The 19,278-nt window shown below is 29.5% G+C and carries 19 protein-coding genes; all 19 read right to left on the bottom strand.

What is annotated here, in order from left to right; translation table 11 throughout:
* Nucleotides 1-18 precede the first annotated feature (18 nt).
* The 19 genes from serS to ftsZ all read right to left on the bottom strand — a co-directional run bounded on the left by serS (nucleotide 19) and on the right by ftsZ (nucleotide 19,198).
* Nucleotides 19-1,296, bottom strand: coding sequence for a serine--tRNA ligase (serS, locus tag K0040_RS09435; protein ID WP_148556238.1), 1,278 nt, complete (start codon nucleotides 1,294-1,296; stop codon nucleotides 19-21).
* A gap of 322 nt (nucleotides 1,297-1,618) precedes the next feature.
* A complete protein-coding gene (locus K0040_RS09430; protein WP_228108641.1) occupies nucleotides 1,619-3,103 on the bottom strand; it encodes an alanine/glycine:cation symporter family protein in 1,485 nt (494 codons plus the stop codon).
* 333 nt (nucleotides 3,104-3,436) lie between these two features.
* The gene (gene spoIVA, locus K0040_RS09425; protein ID WP_228108659.1) at nucleotides 3,437-4,912 is read right to left on the bottom strand and encodes a stage IV sporulation protein A; all 1,476 of its coding nucleotides are present in this window, start codon (nucleotides 4,910-4,912) and stop codon (nucleotides 3,437-3,439) included.
* 93 nt (nucleotides 4,913-5,005) lie between these two features.
* Nucleotides 5,006-6,028 (bottom strand): NAD(P)H-dependent glycerol-3-phosphate dehydrogenase, encoded by a 1,023-nt coding sequence (locus K0040_RS09420; RefSeq protein ID WP_228108640.1) that lies wholly within the window; start codon nucleotides 6,026-6,028, stop codon nucleotides 5,006-5,008.
* A gap of 25 nt (nucleotides 6,029-6,053) precedes the next feature.
* Nucleotides 6,054-6,662 (bottom strand): glycerol-3-phosphate 1-O-acyltransferase PlsY, encoded by a 609-nt coding sequence (gene plsY / locus K0040_RS09415; protein WP_228108639.1) that lies wholly within the window; start codon nucleotides 6,660-6,662, stop codon nucleotides 6,054-6,056.
* Nucleotides 6,663-6,680: 18 nt separating this feature from the next.
* Nucleotides 6,681-8,006, bottom strand: a complete 1,326-nt coding sequence (der, locus tag K0040_RS09410; RefSeq protein ID WP_228108638.1) for a ribosome biogenesis GTPase Der — start codon at nucleotides 8,004-8,006, stop codon at nucleotides 6,681-6,683.
* 14 nt (nucleotides 8,007-8,020) lie between these two features.
* Nucleotides 8,021-9,352 carry a DUF512 domain-containing protein gene (locus tag K0040_RS09405; RefSeq protein ID WP_228108637.1) on the bottom strand — a complete coding sequence of 444 codons (1,332 nt, stop codon included), beginning with the start codon at nucleotides 9,350-9,352 and terminating at the stop codon, nucleotides 8,021-8,023.
* A 146-nt stretch (nucleotides 9,353-9,498) separates the two neighbouring features.
* The gene (locus tag K0040_RS09400) at nucleotides 9,499-9,699 is read right to left on the bottom strand and encodes a capping complex subunit for YIEGIA (RefSeq protein WP_228108636.1); all 201 of its coding nucleotides are present in this window, start codon (nucleotides 9,697-9,699) and stop codon (nucleotides 9,499-9,501) included.
* Complete coding sequence (locus K0040_RS09395; RefSeq protein WP_228108635.1) at nucleotides 9,700-10,632, bottom strand: YIEGIA domain-containing protein; 933 nt, start codon at nucleotides 10,630-10,632, stop codon at nucleotides 9,700-9,702. It abuts the gene before it with no gap.
* Nucleotides 10,633-10,655: 23 nt separating this feature from the next.
* Entirely contained in the window at nucleotides 10,656-11,597 is a 942-nt protein-coding gene (locus K0040_RS09390; RefSeq protein WP_228108634.1) for a YIEGIA domain-containing protein, read from the bottom strand.
* A gap of 109 nt (nucleotides 11,598-11,706) precedes the next feature.
* Entirely contained in the window at nucleotides 11,707-12,990 is a 1,284-nt protein-coding gene (locus K0040_RS09385) for a HAMP domain-containing sensor histidine kinase (RefSeq protein ID WP_228108633.1), read from the bottom strand.
* A gap of 16 nt (nucleotides 12,991-13,006) precedes the next feature.
* The gene (locus tag K0040_RS09380) at nucleotides 13,007-13,696 is read right to left on the bottom strand and encodes a response regulator (protein ID WP_228108632.1); all 690 of its coding nucleotides are present in this window, start codon (nucleotides 13,694-13,696) and stop codon (nucleotides 13,007-13,009) included.
* Between the two features lie 12 nt (nucleotides 13,697-13,708).
* The gene (gene pgeF / locus K0040_RS09375) at nucleotides 13,709-14,419 is read right to left on the bottom strand and encodes a peptidoglycan editing factor PgeF (RefSeq protein ID WP_228108631.1); all 711 of its coding nucleotides are present in this window, start codon (nucleotides 14,417-14,419) and stop codon (nucleotides 13,709-13,711) included.
* Between the two features lies 1 nt (nucleotide 14,420).
* Nucleotides 14,421-14,879 carry a transcriptional regulator NrdR gene (gene nrdR / locus K0040_RS09370; RefSeq protein ID WP_018589846.1) on the bottom strand — a complete coding sequence of 153 codons (459 nt, stop codon included), beginning with the start codon at nucleotides 14,877-14,879 and terminating at the stop codon, nucleotides 14,421-14,423.
* Between the two features lie 25 nt (nucleotides 14,880-14,904).
* Nucleotides 14,905-15,174 carry a YlmC/YmxH family sporulation protein gene (locus K0040_RS09365; protein WP_228108630.1) on the bottom strand — a complete coding sequence of 90 codons (270 nt, stop codon included), beginning with the start codon at nucleotides 15,172-15,174 and terminating at the stop codon, nucleotides 14,905-14,907.
* Between the two features lie 116 nt (nucleotides 15,175-15,290).
* The gene (gene sigG, locus K0040_RS09360; RefSeq protein WP_074915187.1) at nucleotides 15,291-16,064 is read right to left on the bottom strand and encodes an RNA polymerase sporulation sigma factor SigG; all 774 of its coding nucleotides are present in this window, start codon (nucleotides 16,062-16,064) and stop codon (nucleotides 15,291-15,293) included.
* A gap of 87 nt (nucleotides 16,065-16,151) precedes the next feature.
* Entirely contained in the window at nucleotides 16,152-16,871 is a 720-nt protein-coding gene (gene sigE, locus K0040_RS09355) for an RNA polymerase sporulation sigma factor SigE (protein WP_074918976.1), read from the bottom strand.
* Between the two features lie 39 nt (nucleotides 16,872-16,910).
* Complete coding sequence (locus tag K0040_RS09350) at nucleotides 16,911-17,738, bottom strand: sigma-E processing peptidase SpoIIGA (RefSeq protein ID WP_228108629.1); 828 nt, start codon at nucleotides 17,736-17,738, stop codon at nucleotides 16,911-16,913.
* A gap of 293 nt (nucleotides 17,739-18,031) precedes the next feature.
* Nucleotides 18,032-19,198, bottom strand: a complete 1,167-nt coding sequence (gene ftsZ, locus K0040_RS09345) for a cell division protein FtsZ (RefSeq protein WP_228108628.1) — start codon at nucleotides 19,196-19,198, stop codon at nucleotides 18,032-18,034.
* Nucleotides 19,199-19,278 lie beyond the last annotated feature (80 nt).

Below are 19,278 nucleotides of genomic sequence, written 5' to 3'. Positions count from 1 at the left end.
TTTGTTATTTAAATAAAATTATTTTATAACATCTACGCCCATATATGGTCTTAATACTTCTGGTACTACTACTGAACCATCAGCTTGCTGATAGTTTTCAAGTATAGCTGCAACAGTTCTACCTACAGCAAGACCTGAACCATTTAATGTATGACAGTATTCAGCTTTAGAGTTTTTATCTCTTTTAAATCTTATTCCTGCTCTTCTAGCTTGGAAATCTTCGAAGTTTGAACAAGAAGATATTTCTACATATCTGTTGTAAGAAGGCATCCATACTTCTAAATCATATTTAAATGCAGCTGTAAATCCTAAATCTCCTGTACATATTCTCACAACTCTATATGGCAATCCTAACATTTGTAACATCATTTCAGCATCATTTGTTAATTTTTCTAGTTCTTCATAAGATTCTTCTGGTTTTGTGAATTTAACTAATTCAACTTTATTGAATTGATGTTGTCTAACTAGCCCTCTAGTATCCCTACCTGCTGATCCAGCTTCTGATCTAAAGCAAGGAGTATATGCACAATATTTCACTGGCAATTCATCTGCACTTACTATTTCATCTCTATGTATGTTTGTTACAGGCACTTCTGCTGTTGGTATTAGAAAATAATCTAGTCCTTCTATTTTGAACATATCTTCTTCAAATTTTGGAAGTTGTCCTGTTCCTATAAAACTTGTTCTATTGGCCATAAATGGTGGTAAAACTTCTGTATATCCATTTTTCTCTGTATGAGTATTTAGGAAGAAGTTTACTAATGATCTTTCAAGTCTAGCTCCTAAACCTTTATATAAAGTAAACCTTGAACCTGTTATTTTTCCTGCAGTTTCGAAGTTTAATATTTCTAAGTCAGTTCCTACATCCCAATGAGCTTTAAAATCAAAGTCAAATTGTTTTGGTTCTCCCCATTTTCTAACTTCTACGTTATCATCATCAGTGTCCCCTTGAGGAACGTTTTCATTTGGAACATTTGGTATTCTAAGTAATCTATATTGTAATTCATCTTGAACTTTTTTAACTTTTTCATCTAAAACCTTTATGTTTTCAGATAATTCTTTAAGCTTAACTTTTTCCGCTTCAGCTTCTTCTTTTTTTCCTTCTTTCATTAGTTGAGGTATTTTCTTTTGTTCAACGTTCATTTCGCTTTTTAACGTCTCAACTTCTTTTAATAATTCTCTTCTTTGATCATCTAGTTCAACAACAGCATCAAGGTCAAATTCTTTTTCTCCTCTTCTGTCCATTGCTTTTTTAATATCTTCTAGATTTTCTCTTATCCTTTTGATATCTAACATTTTCTTTCCTCCTACATTTTATGTACAAATTGAATTATGTATATTCCCTGAGAAATATAAAACATAAAGTATAATAAATCCATTTTAACTATATTTTAAGCATTATAAATTATATTGTCAAATAATTTAACTTCTATATAATGAATTTCATATTTTTACTTTATTATATATAAGATTATAACCAATAATATTAATTATTTCACATATTATTCTAAAAAATAAAAAAAATTTGTATTAATATAAAAAAATGGCTCTTTATAAACAAAGAACCATCTTTTTTTATTATTTATTTACATCTATAATTAATAAAATTCAATTTCTATTAGTCAACTTTTTGCTTGTTTTTATTTTCCCAGAAATCAGCATTTTTAATTCCTAGCGGTACTGGGTCAAAGGTAATATCTTCACTAGTTTTACCAGATTTCTTTTGACTTTCATAGTCTTTAAAACACTTCATAACTATATTAGATAATAGTAAAATAGCTACTATGTTTAGCCATGCCATAAGTCCAACACCTATATCACCCATTGCCCATGCAAGATCTGATGTTTTTATAGCTCCATAATATGTCATACCAAGTAATACTAATTTTAAAGCATGTGTAGCCATTACACTTCCTTTCCCAGTCAGTCTTTTAACTATATAGTTAACATTAACTTCTGCTATATAGTAATAAGCCATCAGAGTAGTAAACGCAAAGAAGAATAATGCTATAGCGACGAATGCTGCACCAAATCCAGGTATTAAAGTATTAACTGCACCTTGAGTATAAGCAGGCCCTATTTGTTTAACAGTATATTCTGTTCCTGCATTGAATAAAATACTTCCATCAGCATTGAAAGTAGTATAGTTATCAGTCATTAATATCATAAATCCAGTAGCTGAACAAACAAATAATGTATCTACATAAACAGAAAAAGCTTGAACAAAACCTTGTTTCGCAGGGTGAGATACTTCAGCTGCTGAAGATGCTTGTGGTCCTGTACCTTGACCAGCTTCATTTGAGTAAACTCCACGCTTAACACCCCAAGCTATAGTAGACCCAAGTATACCACCAAACGTAGCTTCTGCACCAAATGCTGATTTAAATATTAAACCTATTACATGTGGTAAGTACCCAATATTTACTATTATTATTATTACAGACATTAATATATATGCTCCACCCATAAATGGAACTATAAATTCTGCAGCAGAACCTATTCTCTTGATTCCACCAAATATAACTACTCCAACTAATATAACTAGTGCAATACCTGTTATTGTAACATTAACACCAAAAGCATTTTCTACAGCAGCAGCTATTGAGTTAGATTGTACTCCTGGAAGTAACATACCTATTGCTATAACTGTAACTATTGCAAATACCATACCATAAACTTTTGACCATCCTTTTTGACCAAAACCTTTTTCTATATAGTAAGCTGGACCACCGCAGTATTGACCTTCATGATCTTCTTTATATAGCTGACCTAATGTAGATTCTGCAAATGCTGAGCCTGCCCCTAAGAATGCTATTACCCACATCCAAAATAATGCCCCTGGACCACCCCAAGCAATAGCAGTAGCAACACCTGCTATATTTCCTGTTCCTATACGTCCTGCTAGTGCAGTACAGAAACCTTGGAAAGATGAAATACCTTGTTCAGATTTTTCACCTGAGAATAATAAATGTACCATTTCTTTGATATTTCTAATTTGAGAGAATCTTGTTCTAAGAGAAAAATAAATACCTGCACCTAAGCATAAATATACTAGCCAATTACTCCATACTACATTATTAACCGCCGTAACTATGTCCTTCATAAAACCCCTCCTAATAATAAAATTTATACCTAAAAAATTAATATACCTGCGAGTAAAAGATATATTTATTTAATTATATTTTTGCCATACCGTTTTATAACTAAAAAGAATGCAAAAACACATACCTTTATACTCGTATTTAGATTAATTCTATGTTTGCTCCAAATTTCCTCTTTTTATTTTCAATTTTCTGAATTTTTTTTACAGTTTGATTATTCTGATTTAACTGCACATTCTAAATAGGAATAAATAATAAAAAAGAGCTAAATTTATCACATTTCAAATTTAGCTCTTTTTTATTATATAAATATTTAATTTTAGTATTAATTTTTTTTATAGCAAAATAGTTATTATATTACTACTACCTTCGTTAATAATTTTTTGTAATGTTTTTTGTATCTTACATCTTATCTCTTCTGGCATAGTATATAATTTACTTTGTAATTGTTCTTTTACTAGATCGTTTAATGATTTACCAAACATATTTGATTCCCAAATTTCAGCTGGGTTTTGTTCAAATTCTTCAAGTAGATATTTAATCATTTCTTCTCCTTGATTTTGATTTCCAACTATAGGAGAGACTTCTGTTGAAATATCTGCTTTTATTATATGAAGGGATGGTGCATTAGCTTTTAATTTAATTCCGTATTGCTTTCCTTGTTTTGTAATTTCTGGTTCTTCTAAACTAAGTTCATCAAGAGATGGTGCAACAACACCATATCCTAAAGTTTTTGCATCACATAAAGCACTTTCTATTTTGTCATACTCAACTTTAACCTTAGATAATTTTGTAATTAAATTAAGTAATTGACAATTTCCTTCAATTTTAAATCCACTTTGTTCTTCTAATATTTCGTAGAATAATTCTTGTTTTGTGCATATATCAATATTTATTACACCTTCTCCAAGGCTTACGTCATCAACTTCACAATCTTCTAAGAAAGGTAATTCATTAAATCCATGCACTACAGAGTCAATATCTCTTATTTTATCAATAGATTCTATTGATTGCTTTAAAGTATTAATTATATTAGTCTTTATCCAGTGATTATTAGGTAATCCTTCTACCCAATCAGGTAAGTTAATTCTTATTTCAGCTAATGGGAAATCATATAAAACAGTTTCCATAACTTCCTCTATATCTTTCTCATCCATTTGATCCACATCCATTGGTACTACAGGAACTGCATATTTTTCTTCCAAATCACGTCTTAAAAATCCTGTTTCTTCACTACCTGGATATTTAGTATTTAATACTATAGCAAATGGTTTCTTTAATACCTTTAATTCTTTTATAACTCTTTCTTCAGGAATTATATAGTTACTTCTATCAATTCCTGTAACAGAACCATCTGTTATTATTACAATTCCAATTGTAGAGTGATCTTTGATAACCTTTTTTGTTCCTATTTCTGCAGCTTTTTCAAAAGTTATAGCTTCTTTTGACCATGGTGTAGATACTAGTCTTTGCTTTCCGTCTTCTTCATGACCTAAAGCTCCATCAACTATGTATCCTACGCAGTCTACCATTCTTACTTTTAAAGATACAGTGTCTTTAATTTTTATTTCAACTCCATCAGCTGGAACAAATTTAGGTTCAACTGTCATTATTGTTTTACCTGAACCACTTTGAGGTATCTCATCTTTAGTTCTTTCTCTTTTGAAGTCATTTTCTATGTTAGGTAACACAAGGGTTTCCATAAATCTTCTAATAAACGTTGATTTACCTGTTCTAACAGGTCCAACAACACCTATATATATGTCGCCTTGAGTTCTTTTAGCAATGTCTTCATATATATTGTTCATAATAATTCCCTCCTGCATATAATTTCTTAGTTAATTATATTTCAAGAGGGAATTTTTTATTACATATATATTTATACCTTATTCAATAAATATTTGTTATTTAAATAATCCGTTATTAACGACTTCTTCCATTTCATGTTTTTTTGATCTAGTCATTAACTCTAACACAGCTTCATTAGGATTAGCTCCTTCATACAAAACTGAATATATAGCTTCAGTTATTGGCATATCAATATTTAGATCTCTAGAAACTTTATATGCTACTTCTGTAGCAGTTATTCCTTCAACTACCATTTGAACTTCGTCTAATGTTTCTTGTAATGATTTACCTTGACCCATAAGTATACCAGCTCTTCTATTTCTACTATGCATACTTGTACAAGTAACAATTAAATCACCAATACCTGCAAGTCCTGTAAAAGTATTTACGTTGGCTCCCATAGCAACTCCAAGTCTCCCGATTTCTGCAATTCCTCTTGTCATTAAAGCTGCCTTTGTATTATCACCATAACCTAAACCATCACACATTCCTGCACCAAAAGCTATAATATTTTTTAATGCTCCACCAAGCTCTACCCCTATTATATCAGGATTGGTATAAACTCTAAGAGATGGGCTCATAAAAGCATCTTGTACTCTTTGAGCACATTCTATTTCTTCACAAGCTGCTACTAAAGTTGTTGGCATGTATTTGGAAACTTCCTCTGCATGGGAAGGTCCCGATAGTGCTACATAAGGATTATTAGGCAACTCTTCTTTTACCACATCAGAAAGTCTAAGTCCAGTTCCTTTTTCTAAACCTTTGGCCACATCAACTAAAATCTGTCCATCCCTAAGGAAAGGTCTAATTTGATTACATACACTTCTTACAGCTTGAGATGGTACTGCAAGTACAACAATTTCACTATCTTTTATAACTTCCTCTAAATCATTGGAAACTATTAAGTCCTTAGGAAAAACAATACCTGGTAAAAACCTACTGTTTTTTCTCGTATCATTCATTTCTTTAACTTGCTCTTCATCTCTTGTCCACATGAAAACTTTATGATTATTTTTATGTAAGCTAAGAGCTAATGCACTACCCCAGCTCCCAGCACCTATAACACACATCTTCTCCATAATAAACACCACCTAATATAGTAATTTATTTTTTCTTTTCTCCTATTTTTCGTTCTGTACCATTTATCAATCGTTTAATATTTTCTTTATGGGTTATCGCTACTGATATAGTTAAAAATAATGCAACTAAAACACCTTTAGTATTATGGTTTATAAGCATGATTATAGGAGATAAGCCTATACCTAGTATAGAACCTAAAGAAACATACTTAGTTATAGCTACTACTATTATAAAAAATCCTAAACATATTATCGCAACTAGCGGATTCATTCCTAACATAGAACCTAAAGAAGTGGCTACTCCTTTACCTCCTTTAAATCCAAGAAAAACAGGGTAATTATGCCCAAGAACAACAGCAACTACAGCAAAATAGGCACAAATACTTTGGTCCATATGAACGCCATGAGCAATTAACCTTGCTAGTAATACTGCAATTAATCCTTTCAAAACATCTCCTATAAAAGTTAACGCTCCTGCTTTTTTACCCAATGTTCTAAGTACATTTGTAGAGCCTGCATTACCAGAACCCTGAGTTCTTATATCAACTCCAGCAAGTCTCTTTGCTACTATATAAGAAGTTGATATATTCCCAAGAAGGTAGGCAATTATAATTATAATTAAATAAATTAACATATTAACCCCCTAAAGTTTCTATCTTTTTCTATCCTTTTCTTTGTATTCAAATTGCATTGATGTTCCTTCAAATCCAAAGTTTTCTCTTATTTTGTTTTCTAAGTATCTTTGGTATGAGAAATGAGTTAAATCTTTACTATTTATATATAAAGTAATCTTTGGTGGCTTTGTACCCGTTTGAGCACCATAGTATATTTTAAGTCTCTTACCTTTATCTGATGGTGGCTGATTAAGCATTACAGCTTCACCAATTACATCATTCAATTGAGAAGTACTTACACGCTTAGAGTGTTCTTCAGCAACTTTATCAACTGTGTCTAATATTTTACTCATTCTTTGGTTAGTTACTGCTGATACAAATATTATTGGAGCATACTTCATAAATGGGAACATATCTCTTATATCGTTTGTATAGTTTCCAAGTGTCTTATTGTCTTTTTCTATCAAATCCCATTTGTTTACTACAAATATGCAAGCTTTTCCTTCATCATGAGCAATACCTGCAACTTTTGTATCCTGTTCTGTAACACCTTCTGTAGCATCTATAACTATTAATACTACATCAGCTCTAGATACTGCAGACATAGCTCTAAGTACTGAGAATTTTTCAACTCTTTCATATACTTTACTTTTTCTTCTTATACCAGCTGTATCTATTAATAAATACTGTTGATCACCTTTTTCAAAGTATGTATCAACTGCATCTCTTGTCGTTCCTGCAATTGGACTTACTATAACTCTATCTTCTCCTAATATTTTGTTAAGGATAGATGATTTACCTGCATTCGGTTTACCTGTTATAGCAACTCTTATTATATCTTCGTTGTACTCAGTGTTTAATCCTTCTGGGAAGTTTTCCACTATTTCATCTAATAAATCTCCAAGTCCCATGGCATTTGCACTTGATATTGGATGTGGCTGCCCAAGTCCTAACTCATAGAAGTCATATATATTATCTTCTAAGTTTATATTATCTATTTTATTTACAGCTAAGATAACTGGTTTATTTGTTTTTCTTAACATTAAACCTACTTCTCTATCTGCAGAAGTTATTCCACCTTTTCCATCAACAACAAATACTATTACATGAGCCATGTCCATAGCAAGCATAGCTTGGTTTCTCATTTGAGTTAATATTATATCATCATTTTCAGGCTCTATTCCTCCTGTATCTATTAAAGTAAAGTACTTATTCAACCACTCTACCTCTGTAAATATTCTATCTCTTGTAACACCTGGTGTATCTTCTACTATTGATATTCTCTTTCCTGCTAATTTATTAAACAATGTAGATTTTCCAACATTGGGTCTACCTACTACTGCAACTATGGGTCTATTATCCATATTTATTCTCCTTCCTATTTAGTTATCTTGTCTACTACATCAGTACCTTTATTTTCGCATGGTACTACTTCTAAATTCAATTTTTCCTCTAATTCTTTTAAAGTTATATTATCTAAGAAAATTTCTTCATCAGCTTTCATCATAGACCTAGTAATATACAATGTTTCACCTAGGTCTTCACTTTTCAATTGATTGATTAAATCAGTAGCTGTTAAAAGTCCGCTAACTGTTATTGTCTCTCCAAAGAAATTATTTTTTATTCTATATACGTTAATTTCTATATTATTAAATTTTTTCATTATTTTATTAGCCATATGGCACATAAATTCATAGGCAGATTTCCCTGTAGCAATGGATACTTTTTTTGATTTATCTAATCTTGAACCAGATATTGTATCTAAATACTGTACAATTTCTGTTCCCATTTTTGTTATCATTCCAACACCATCTTCAAATTGGTCAAATCCCTCATACTCATCATATTTTAATAATGGCCTTTTTGCAAGAATATAAAACTCATCTGATAAAAATGCAAATCTGGTATTTAATTTATCCAAATATTTTTCTTGTAACTTGCTAATTTGGTCAATTGTACATCCCGCGCTTTTTTCATCAAATATATCAAGTCTAGCAAGATTATCTCTATATCTAGTAATTCCAACTGGAACTATAGCCGCACTTTTTACATATGGATGTAAACTTGATAAATCTTCTAATGTTCTTTCTAATTCTTCTTTATCATTATATCCTGGGCAAAGTACTATTTGGGCGTTCATTTCAATTCCTGCTTGTGCAAGTCTCCTCATTATATCTATTAGGTTGCCTGCAAATTTATTGTTTATCATTCTTCTTCTTAATTCAGGATTTGTAGTATGTACCGAAATATTTATTGGACTAATTCTATATCTTATTATATTATTAATATCATCCTCACTCATATTAGTTAAAGTAACGAAGTTTCCTTGTAAGAAAGATAGTCTTGAGTCATCATCTTTGAAATAAAGTGTATCCCTCATACCTTTTGGTAACTGATCTATAAAGCAAAATACACATTTATTTCTACAACTTTTGGCCTTATCTATTATAGGGTTGGTAAATTCTATGCCCAATTCTTCATCATAATCTTTTTCAATTTCATATAAATATATCTTCCCATTTTTTTGTTTTTGAATTTCTAGCTCAATATATTCTTCACTTATTAAAAATCTATATTGAATTATATCTTCAACTCTCTCTTTGTTTACAGATAAAAGTATGTCGCCAACTTCGATTCCCATTTCATCAGCTATACTATTTTTATAAACTTTACTTATTATATTATTAATATTTTTTACGTTTACTTCCATTTTGCATATCACCACTTTTCCACATAAATGTATTCTCTAATTTTAGATGTAAATACATCATTTAATCATACATGATTTAAAAAAATTAGTCAACTTGTATCTATCTTTCACCACTATAAATTAACAAAAGGTACCCCTAAGGTACCTTAATGTCTTACTACTATAAGAATTTCCTTAGTTATTTCATGAACCATACCATCCACACATTTGGCTACTAGTAAGGCTTTCTTTTGCATATCATCATCGTCATTTGCATAAAACAAAGGACACCCTCCTGATATGCTCATATTTTTATCTGTAGTTATTACTGCCATTGTATATGAATTAATACCTATATCATTTCCCATTTATTTACTTTCCTTTCCTTCAATTCTTAGATTTCTTAATGCTAAGTGTTTACCTCTCGCACTATCTAGTATAGGGCAAGATTTAACTGCCTCTATTACTTTTCTTTCGTCTTTTTCCATGGGTATAAATGCTATATATAGAGCTTGACTAACTGGATCTTTTCTAGGTATTGGGGTGAAAGCAGGTTCATCACTTTCTTTAAGTACTCCCAGCCTAGAATATAGATTGTAACATATTGCCTGTCTTTGCCCTGGATAACTTAAAATCCCTGCATTAGTATAACTACTATTTTTAGGCTTTATTTCAATTCCTATACCATCTTTTAAATACCTATCTCTATCCCTTTTTAAACCAACATTTGTTATTCCCTTTAGGTTTCCAACTTTTAACAAAGTGCCATCTACAAAACTAATATCTACAATAGATACTTCAGCTATATCATCAATACATTGTCTTGATAATGCTTTTCTAAGTAGAAAAGCTATTGATAAACCAATTACTGTACTTATTATTGTGGCTGAATTATCACTAATATTAGTTTCATTACTTAGACCATAAAAACATGCTACAGTTATAAATGATGTTACAATACACATGTAATTTCTAATTTCATAAGTTCTTGCTATTTCCTCAATAAAGGAATTCCCTCTAGGAACTAGCTGAGTAGGTTCCAAATCTTGCAAAGTATTTCTTCTACTACTTCTTACTTGTCTAAATTGTTCAGCTGCTAAGGATAAAAATGTAATTGATGTATAAGACCTATTTATTAATGCTGGAATTAATAATGATCCTAATGATGATGCCACAAAAGCTAGTACTATTTGTGATGTTAGTACATTTGGTTGGGCTGGATATTGTTTGTTATCAAGATTCAACATGATTAATCTTGAAATAATACCTATTGTTAATCCTATAAAAAATATGTTGTTCATTTACTCACCTCTTTTTATTACTTCTATTTAAAAAGTAACGTTTTTTTCTTATAAGCACTTTGTTTGCCTTTTGATGTACCTATAATAGGTGTACTTCCTGCTGCTTTCATAAGTGTTATTTCATCTTTTAGTAACGGTATCATAACCATCACTACAGATTTCTTTTTTAAGTCTGTCTCTCCAATTGCTAGTAAATCTCTGTCATCTACATCTTTGTCCATACCAAGTTGAATATAAATATTATGCATTATAGCCTTTTGTTGACCTATATCATTTATTGTTCCAAAGCTTCCCATATCTTTAGGTACTATTTCTATAGCAATACCTTTTTCCAAGTATTTTTTCCTACTGTCTTTTAGACCTATATTACCCATTATTACATCATTAACCTTCAAAAGAGGACCATCAAATGTTATTTTCCCTAAATATATATCTGCTAAATCATTAACACTTTTTCTTCTTAATAATATTCTAAATATAAGCGCCAACGCTACTGCTCCTACAGTTGAAGTAACTGTACAAACTAATACACTATCGTTATATATTCTAGAAGTAAATATGTATATTAGAGATGCTATCAAAGCTGAGAATAAACTTACATAACTTCTTACTTCATAAGTAGATGAGATTTCGTCAATATATGGTTGTCCTTTATCTATCAAATCATCATTATCAATATTTTCTAAAGTGATTTGTTCTTGTTGTGATAAACCTTGAAATTGTTGTATCCCTACTGCTAAAAAAGTTAGTGCTGAATACTCTTTATCAATTAATGCCGGTAAAGCTACAGAACCAAGAGATGCGGCTAAAGCAGCCACTATTATTTGTTCTATATAATCCTGTGGTCTTGATGGATATTGTTTATCTTTAACTCTTAATACAAAAAATCTACATAAAGTACCTATTACCATGGCTGTAATAAAAGCATGTCTAAATAGAGCATCATTTATTTGACTATCATTCATAAAACTAAATCCTCCTAATAATTTAATACTTTTAGAGTAGATTTAAAGTTATTTACTAAAAATCTATAAATTTAGTTTGTGCAAAAAATAAAAAAAATTCCCTACTAATCTAGGAAATTTTTTTCGGTAATTTTACTATAAATTTGCTACCCTCTCCAAGCTCGCTTTCTAAGCCAATGCTCCCCTTTAGTGAGTGAACAATATGTTTTGTTATAGCAAGACCTAAACCAGTACCTCCTACTGATCTGCTTCTAGCCTTGTCTACCCTATAAAATCTTTGGAATATTTTACTTTGGTCTTCTTTTGGAATACCTACACCGTTATCTATAACTTCTATTACTATTTCATCATTTTTTGTAAATTGGTTTACAGTTACCCTACCTCCTTCTGGAGTATATTTTATAGCATTGTCTATTAAGTTAAGAAGTAACTGTTTAAGGTAATCGCCATAGGCCTGAGCTACGACTTCTTTATCCTCAAAATTATATTGTAAATCAATTTTTTTTGAATTAGCTATATAATTTATCATCTCATATACTTCTTTAAATACATCATAAAGAATTATATTTTCCATTACTAAATTATTTTTACTTTCTATAGATGACAATAAAAGGATGTCCTCGATTAACCTTTTCAATCGATCTGATTCTTTTTGGATTATTGTTAAAAATCTATTTCTTTTATTTACCGGCAAGTCTTCATTCATTATTAAAGTCTCTACAAATCCATTTATTGATGTTAGGGGGGTTTTTAGTTCATGGCTAACATTGGCCACAAAATCTCTACGCATGTTTTCTAATTTTACAATTTCTGTTATGTCTTCTATATTAATTATAGAACCTATAATAGCATTTTTAGAGTTTTGCAGATATACAGGATCAATTTTTATTCTATAAACCGTTTCATCATCCAAAGTTACATTATTGCTATGATTTTCTTTACTTCCGATATATCGTTCTACACCTCTTAAAATATCATCTATATTAATAACTTGTTTTAAATTTTTCCCGTCTTCTTTTCCATTACATTTACTTTTTATCATCCTACGAGCTTCATCATTAATTAAAATAATATTCCCGTCAATATCTATAACTATGATTCCATGAGAAATACTTTTTAGCACTGATGTAAGTTGAAGATGTTTATATTCAACTTCTTCAATTGTATTTTCCATTGTCTCCATCATAAAATTAAAGTTTCTAGTAAGCTCTCCTAATTCTCCTCTAGCCGAAGTTTGTAATCTTGAATGAAATTCTTTATTACTTACTTTCTTAGATAATTTGATGAAACTTTTTAAAAATCTTCTTATAGTTATTGTGTATCTATATAAAAGTATTGCCACACTACAAGCTAGTAACATAATAAAAAAGTAAATACCGCTAATAGGTTCCATATATTTTCTCCATTTCTTACTCTATTTTATATCCTATTCCTCTAATAGTTTCAATATATTTTTCATTACAATCTGAGCTCTCTATTTTTTTTCTTAAATATCTAATATGAACATCTACTGTTCTAGTTTCACCGTAAAACTCATAACCCCAAATTTTATCTAATAAAAAGTTTCTAGATAAAACTTTTCCTTTGTTTTGAAGTAAAATTTTTAATAAATCAAATTCCTTAAGAGTTAAATCAAGTTTTTCTCCATTTTTAGTTGCTTCATGTTTAATTAAATCTAGCTTTATATCTTTTACTGTTAATATCTCTTCTTCTCTTGGCGAATGCATATTATATCTTCTTAAAACAGAACTTATTCTAGCAAGTAATTCTTTAATGCTAAAAGGTTTTGTAATATAATCATCTGCACCACCTACTAAGCCCTCAACTTTATCACTTTCCATGTTTTTGGCTGTAAGCATAATAACAGGTATATTCTTAAGATCCTTATCCCCTCTTATTTTCTTCAATACGTCTATACCATTTATATTTGGTAACATCCAATCTAGTAGTATTAAGTCTGGTTTATTTTCTTTTGCTTTTAAAAAACCATCAAACCCATCATAAGAATAATCTACAGTATAATCTGAGGTCTCCAAATTAAATTGTAATAGCTCTACTATATGCTCTTCATCATCAATTACAAGAATCTTAGTACTCATTATTATTCCTCCCTATCTAATTTGAATCATTGTTCCTATTCTCTTTGGTGTTTTATTATGTTTTCTGTAAGAATAGAATTTGTCATGATTACAATTAGTACATATTTGAAGATTTATTATATTTTCTTCTTGAACCTTACAATCTCTTAACATAAGTTCATTAATTTTCCATAAATCCAAATAATATTTATCATCTTTTATTATATCGAATTTTCCCGCATAATTTGCTAAATTTGTGTTAAATTTTTCAACTAAATCTTTTGAAACTTCATAACAGCATGGCCCTATTGATGGCCCTATTACACATATTAAGTCTTTTGGATTAGAATTATAATTCTTACTCATTGCTTTTATGGTATTTTCACTTATATTATCATAAGTACCTCTCCATCCTGCATGGGCTAACCCTATAGCTTTGTTAACTGGATCAACAATCACAACGGGCACACAATCCGCTGTTAATATTAATAATGGAACTTTAGGAACATTGGTAATTAAAGCATCTCCATCTATTTTCTGTCCTATATTATTTTCATCAATTTTATTAACTATGCTAGAATGAATCTGAGAATTTCTCGTTAAATTTATTAACTTAAACTCGTCTTGTGAAAATGTCTTAAACAAATCAGCTTCGTTTTTTGCGTCTATATTAGTAGTTGTTATAACTAAGTTAACAAAATCCAGTTCTTTTTCTATTCTATCTACAGTTATATAGTTTTTCATATTATTTATCCTTCTCCATTAATATGGTTTTTAATTCATTAACAAAAGTGTTTATATCTTTAAATTGTCTATACACAGACGCAAATCTAACGTAAGATACTTCATCTATGTCTTTTAGTTTGTCCATAATCATTTCTCCAATTATTTTTGTTTCTATTTCAGTCATATAATTTTTATTTATTTCATTTTCTATGTAAGATACTACACCTTCAATTTGATCAATTGAAACTGGTCTTTTTTCACAGGATTTTATCAGACCATTTTTTATTTTTTCTCTATCAAAATATTCTCTTGTATTATCTTTTTTTACCACCATAACAGGTGTTGTTTCAATAGTCTCGTAAGTTGTGTATCTTTTTTTACAAGATTCACACTCTCTTCTTCTTCTAATAGAATTACTATCTGTATGTCTTGAGTCTACAACTTTAGACTCCTTATAGTTACAATAAGGACATTGCATAATCTTCCTCCTTAATCAAGTTAGTTTAAATTTTTATTTCATCAATGTCTAATTTTCTTTCTGATCCTATATTTACTATTATTGTGTCACATCCTATTTTTAATATATCATTCCAAAATATTACATCTACATCCATTCCTCTAGAAAAAAATCCTCCACTACCTTCTCCTGTAGTTGAAAAAGATACAACTTTTCCTTCATTAACATCTACATCTATGTCTGTAATAAATCCCATCTTCTTTCCATTTTTTACATTGATAATTTCTTTATCCATTATATCAGATACTCTTAACATATTATAACATCCTCCTTAAAAATACAAAAAAAATATATTTCTCTCTTAAATAATTTTTATGCAAAAAAATCCTTAGTATTCTTCTACTAAGGATTTTTTGTTCTTATTAATTATAATTAAATGTACTTTCTCATATTTTTCAGTGCATTTTTTTCAATTCTTGAAACTTGTGCCTGAGATATTCCTATTTCATCTGCCACTTCAATTTGAGTACGGCCTTTATAAAATCTCAAATCCAATACAAGTTTTTCTCTGTTATTAAGTTTTTTTATTGCTTCTTTCAGTGCTATTTCTTGAAGCCAGTGCTCATCAGTATCTTTTTTATCCTGAACTTGATCCATTACGAATATGGCATCACCATTGTCTTGGTATACAGGGTCAAATAAAGATATTGGATCTTGTATAGCATCTAATGCCATAACAACAGATTCAACATCTAACTCTAGCTCCTTTGCTATCTCTGAAACTGTTGGTTCCTTTGAGTTACTTCTAATCAATTTTTCTCTAACTTGAAGGGCTTTATAAGCAATATCCTTTAATGACCTACTAACTCTTATAGGATTGTTATCTCTTAAATATCTTCTTATTTCACCTATTATCATTGGAACCGCATAAGTTGAAAACCTAACATTTTGACTTAAATCAAAATTATCTATAGCTTTTATGAGACCGATACAACCAATTTGAAATAAGTCGTCAATATTTTCTCCTCTATTGTTAAACTTTTGAATGATACTTAGAACTAGCCTTAAATTACCCCTAACAAACTGTTGTCTAGCTTCTTCATCGCCTGCCTTAATTTTAACTAGAAGGTCCATCATTTGAGCATTTTTAAGAACTGGCAATTCAGATGTATTCACACCACAGATTTCAACCTTATTTATTTGCATAAGTTTCAGTCCTCTCTTAAAAGATTCTTTATATGAAATTATTTACATATCATATATTTTTATACTTTTATCGAGATTTTATTTAATTTATACAAATTTTTTCATTTCCTTTTTTAACCTACTGATAATTTTCTTTTCAAGTCTAGAAATATAGGATTGAGATATACCAAGGATATTAGCTACTTCTTTTTGAGTTTTTTCATTTCCTCTTGTACTTAGACCAAATCTTAATTCCATAATTTGCTTTTCTCTATCTGATAATTTATCCAAAGCCATAAATAATAAGTTCTTATCTATTTCCTCTTCAATAATTTTATATATTTCATCATTTTCTGTTCCAAGTACATCTGATAGCAATAATTCATTACCATCTAAGTCAGTATTTAAAGGTTCATCAAATGAAACTTCAGCCTTTTTCTTATTATTTTTTCTAAGATACATTAATATTTCATTTTCTATACATCTAGATGCATAAGTTGCTAATTTAATATTTTTATTAGATTTAAATGTATTAACAGCTTTTATAAGCCCAATAGTTCCTATTGATATTAAATCCTCAACATCTATACCAGTATTTTCAAATTTTCTAGAGATATAAACTACTAATCGAAGATTTCTTTCTATTAAGATAGTTTTTACATTATCATCATTTTCAAGTCTGTCTATTAGTAATCTTTCTTCATCTGGTTTTAAAGGTGGAGGCAATATATTTACACCGCCCATGTAATACATGCCATTAGGTTTAATTATACCTAATTTAGATCCTATCTTTACTACCCAAGAGTTTATTTTCCACTTCATTTTCATTAATGTTAATTTCAATTATAACCCTCCCCATTTTTAGATCTAAGAAAGTATACTTGGATTTAGTATGGCATTATAATTGTCGTCTTTAAAATTAGATATACCAAGTACAATATTCCCTATCTTTTTATTATCAATTCGTAAATAGTCAGCTTTAAATCCTAGTATCATGCTAGTCTTATTGCTAGTAGCGTGGTTATAAGGAATTAGCCTTATCCTAGATGATATATCTTCACTTAAATTATTGATGATCTCTTCTGCCAAAAACACATCAACATATTCATAATTATAATCTTCAGGCAAATACTTTTCTAACAAAGAAGAATTCACCATAATTACATCACTTTTACTTAAAGGATCTTTTAGCAAATTTCCACTATCTAGTAGGGCAATACACTTAAGTTCTTCTCCAAGAAGCGAAATTGTTACTTCTTTAGTAAATTCTTTAATATGATTTATTAACGTAATATCCGAATATATTTTTTTTAATATAAGACAACTAATATATACTGAGGCTATTACAAATGAAATTTTTATATGTTCTATACCTGTAAAATAAATTATAAAATATGTACTTCCACAGATAAAAAAATTCACTAAAAAAAATATAGTAAATACTCTTAAAAATTCATTTTTATCTGTATAAACAAATGAAATTAATCCTATAATTACAATAAATACTGCTTTTGAGGGTAATATATATAATAAATAAAACCTTGGAAGTAAATAAATTACAGAATAAATAGCTCCAACTATTGCTCCTATTATTTTTCTTTTATAGGAATTTGTATTTTTTGTAAGTATAGAAGTACAACTTATAATAATATAATTTATTAATAGGTTTTCAATAATGTAAATATCTAAATACATTAATTACTCCCCCTTTTTATGTTTATATTATAAGCTAGTATAAAAAAATAATATGTCACTTTTAACAGTCGAAACTCAATTACTTTAATATAAAAAAACACAAAAAAAGGAAAAATTCTTCTTTTTCCTTTTTAAAATAATATTTTACTTCTTTTTAATTAGTATAAAAAAACATATATTGTTCATAATTTGTTATAATTAATAACTTTCTTTATAGTTAATAATATGCAACATGAATAAATATTATAACAAAAATAAGAAGCCTAGGCTCCTTATTTGATTATGTATATAAATTATTTTCTATTTCTTCTTAAGAAAACTGGAATTGGTGGTAAATCATCATCCATATCATGAGTTGGCTTTTTAGCTTCCACTTTTTCCTCTACTTTTTCTTCTTTTGTTGCTGCAACTTCCTCTACTGCAACTTTCTTAGTTGCTATTTCTGAAGGTCTATTAGTACCTCTATTTTTAAATGAATCCTCAAACCCTTGAGATGGATTAGTTTCAAATCCTGTAGCTATTACAGTTATAGTAATATCTTCTCCTAAATCTTCTCTTATAGATGTACCAAATATTATATTTGCTTCTGCATCACATGATTCAGTAACTAAACTCGATGCTGCATTAGCTTCAAATAATGTTAAGTTTGCACCACCAGCAACATTAAGTAATACCCCTTTAGCGCCTTTTATAGAAGTTTCTAGTAATGGAGATTGAATAGCTTCTTTTGCTGCGTCTATAGCTCTATTTTCCCCACTAGCAGTTCCTATACCCATGTGAGCTAATCCTTTGTCCTTCATTATAGAAGTGACATCGGCAAAGTCTAAGTTTATAAGTCCTGGCATTTTTATTAAGTCAGATATAGATTGTATACCTTGCTTTAATACGTTATCTGCTATAGAAAACGCATCTACCATTGATGTATTCTTTTGTACTATTTGTAAAAGTCTATCATTAGGTATAGTTATTAATGTGTCAACATTAGCTTTTAAATCTTTTATACCTTCTTCAGCATTTTTCATTCTTATTTTACCTTCAAATCCAAAAGGCTTCGTTACAACACCTACAGTAAGTATCCCCATTTCCTTAGCTAATTTTGCAACTATTGGCGCGGCACCTGTTCCAGTTCCTCCACCCATACCTGCAGTAACAAATACCATATCTGTTCCGTCAAGTAATCCTACTATTTGTTCTCTGCTTTCTTCAGCAGCTTTTTTTCCTACTTCTGGCTTAGCCCCCGCACCTAATCCTCTAGTCAATTTTTCTCCGATTTGAATTTGGTTTTCTGCCATAGACGATAATAGTGCTTGCTTATCTGTATTTATAGAAATAAATTCTACTCCTTTTACTTCTTCTCTTATCATTCGGTTAACAGCGTTGTTTCCACCGCCACCAACACCAATAACTTTTATAACAGCATCATTGTTGTCAGTTTCTATATCAATTCTATTATTATTCATTATTTTTTAACCTCCCTATCTTCTGAATTAAACAGTCATGTATTATGATTATACCATTTTACTTGTATTTTTTGTTAAAT

The sequence above is a fragment of the Terrisporobacter petrolearius genome (assembly GCF_020748185.1).
Classification (GTDB): Bacteria; Bacillota; Clostridia; order Peptostreptococcales; family Peptostreptococcaceae; genus Terrisporobacter; species Terrisporobacter petrolearius.
Note: the sequence above shows the minus strand (reverse complement) of the source record. Positions and strands in the feature narration are given on the sequence as shown.

Excerpts from the sequence above, each read along its gene's own strand:
- K0040_RS09430 (WP_228108641.1), bottom strand. The coding sequence starts at position 3,103 with ATGAAGGACATAGTTACGGCGGTTAATAATGTAGTATGGAGTAATTGG.
- pgeF (WP_228108631.1), bottom strand. The coding sequence starts at position 14,419 with ATGAAAAACTATATAACTGTAGATAGAATAGAAAAAGAACTGGATTTT.
- sigE (WP_074918976.1), bottom strand. The coding sequence starts at position 16,871 with ATGAAAATGAAGTGGAAAATAAACTCTTGGGTAGTAAAGATAGGATCT.
- serS (WP_148556238.1), bottom strand. The coding sequence starts at position 1,296 with ATGTTAGATATCAAAAGGATAAGAGAAAATCTAGAAGATATTAAAAAA.
- K0040_RS09365 (WP_228108630.1), bottom strand. The coding sequence starts at position 15,174 with ATGTTAAGAGTATCTGATATAATGGATAAAGAAATTATCAATGTAAAA.
- K0040_RS09405 (WP_228108637.1), bottom strand. The coding sequence starts at position 9,352 with ATGGAAGTAAACGTAAAAAATATTAATAATATAATAAGTAAAGTTTAT.
- K0040_RS09390 (WP_228108634.1), bottom strand. The coding sequence starts at position 11,597 with ATGAATGATAGTCAAATAAATGATGCTCTATTTAGACATGCTTTTATT.
- K0040_RS09400 (WP_228108636.1), bottom strand. The coding sequence starts at position 9,699 with ATGGGAAATGATATAGGTATTAATTCATATACAATGGCAGTAATAACT.
- K0040_RS09385 (WP_228108633.1), bottom strand. The coding sequence starts at position 12,990 with ATGGAACCTATTAGCGGTATTTACTTTTTTATTATGTTACTAGCTTGT.
- K0040_RS09420 (WP_228108640.1), bottom strand. The coding sequence starts at position 6,028 with ATGGAGAAGATGTGTGTTATAGGTGCTGGGAGCTGGGGTAGTGCATTA.
- sigG (WP_074915187.1), bottom strand. The coding sequence starts at position 16,064 with ATGCAAATAAATAAGGTTGAAATCTGTGGTGTGAATACATCTGAATTG.
- nrdR (WP_018589846.1), bottom strand. The coding sequence starts at position 14,879 with ATGCAATGTCCTTATTGTAACTATAAGGAGTCTAAAGTTGTAGACTCA.
- K0040_RS09380 (WP_228108632.1), bottom strand. The coding sequence starts at position 13,696 with ATGAGTACTAAGATTCTTGTAATTGATGATGAAGAGCATATAGTAGAG.
- K0040_RS09395 (WP_228108635.1), bottom strand. The coding sequence starts at position 10,632 with ATGAACAACATATTTTTTATAGGATTAACAATAGGTATTATTTCAAGA.
- ftsZ (WP_228108628.1), bottom strand. The coding sequence starts at position 19,198 with ATGAATAATAATAGAATTGATATAGAAACTGACAACAATGATGCTGTT.
- der (WP_228108638.1), bottom strand. The coding sequence starts at position 8,006 with ATGGATAATAGACCCATAGTTGCAGTAGTAGGTAGACCCAATGTTGGA.
- plsY (WP_228108639.1), bottom strand. The coding sequence starts at position 6,662 with ATGTTAATTTATTTAATTATAATTATAATTGCCTACCTTCTTGGGAAT.
- K0040_RS09350 (WP_228108629.1), bottom strand. The coding sequence starts at position 17,738 with ATGTATTTAGATATTTACATTATTGAAAACCTATTAATAAATTATATT.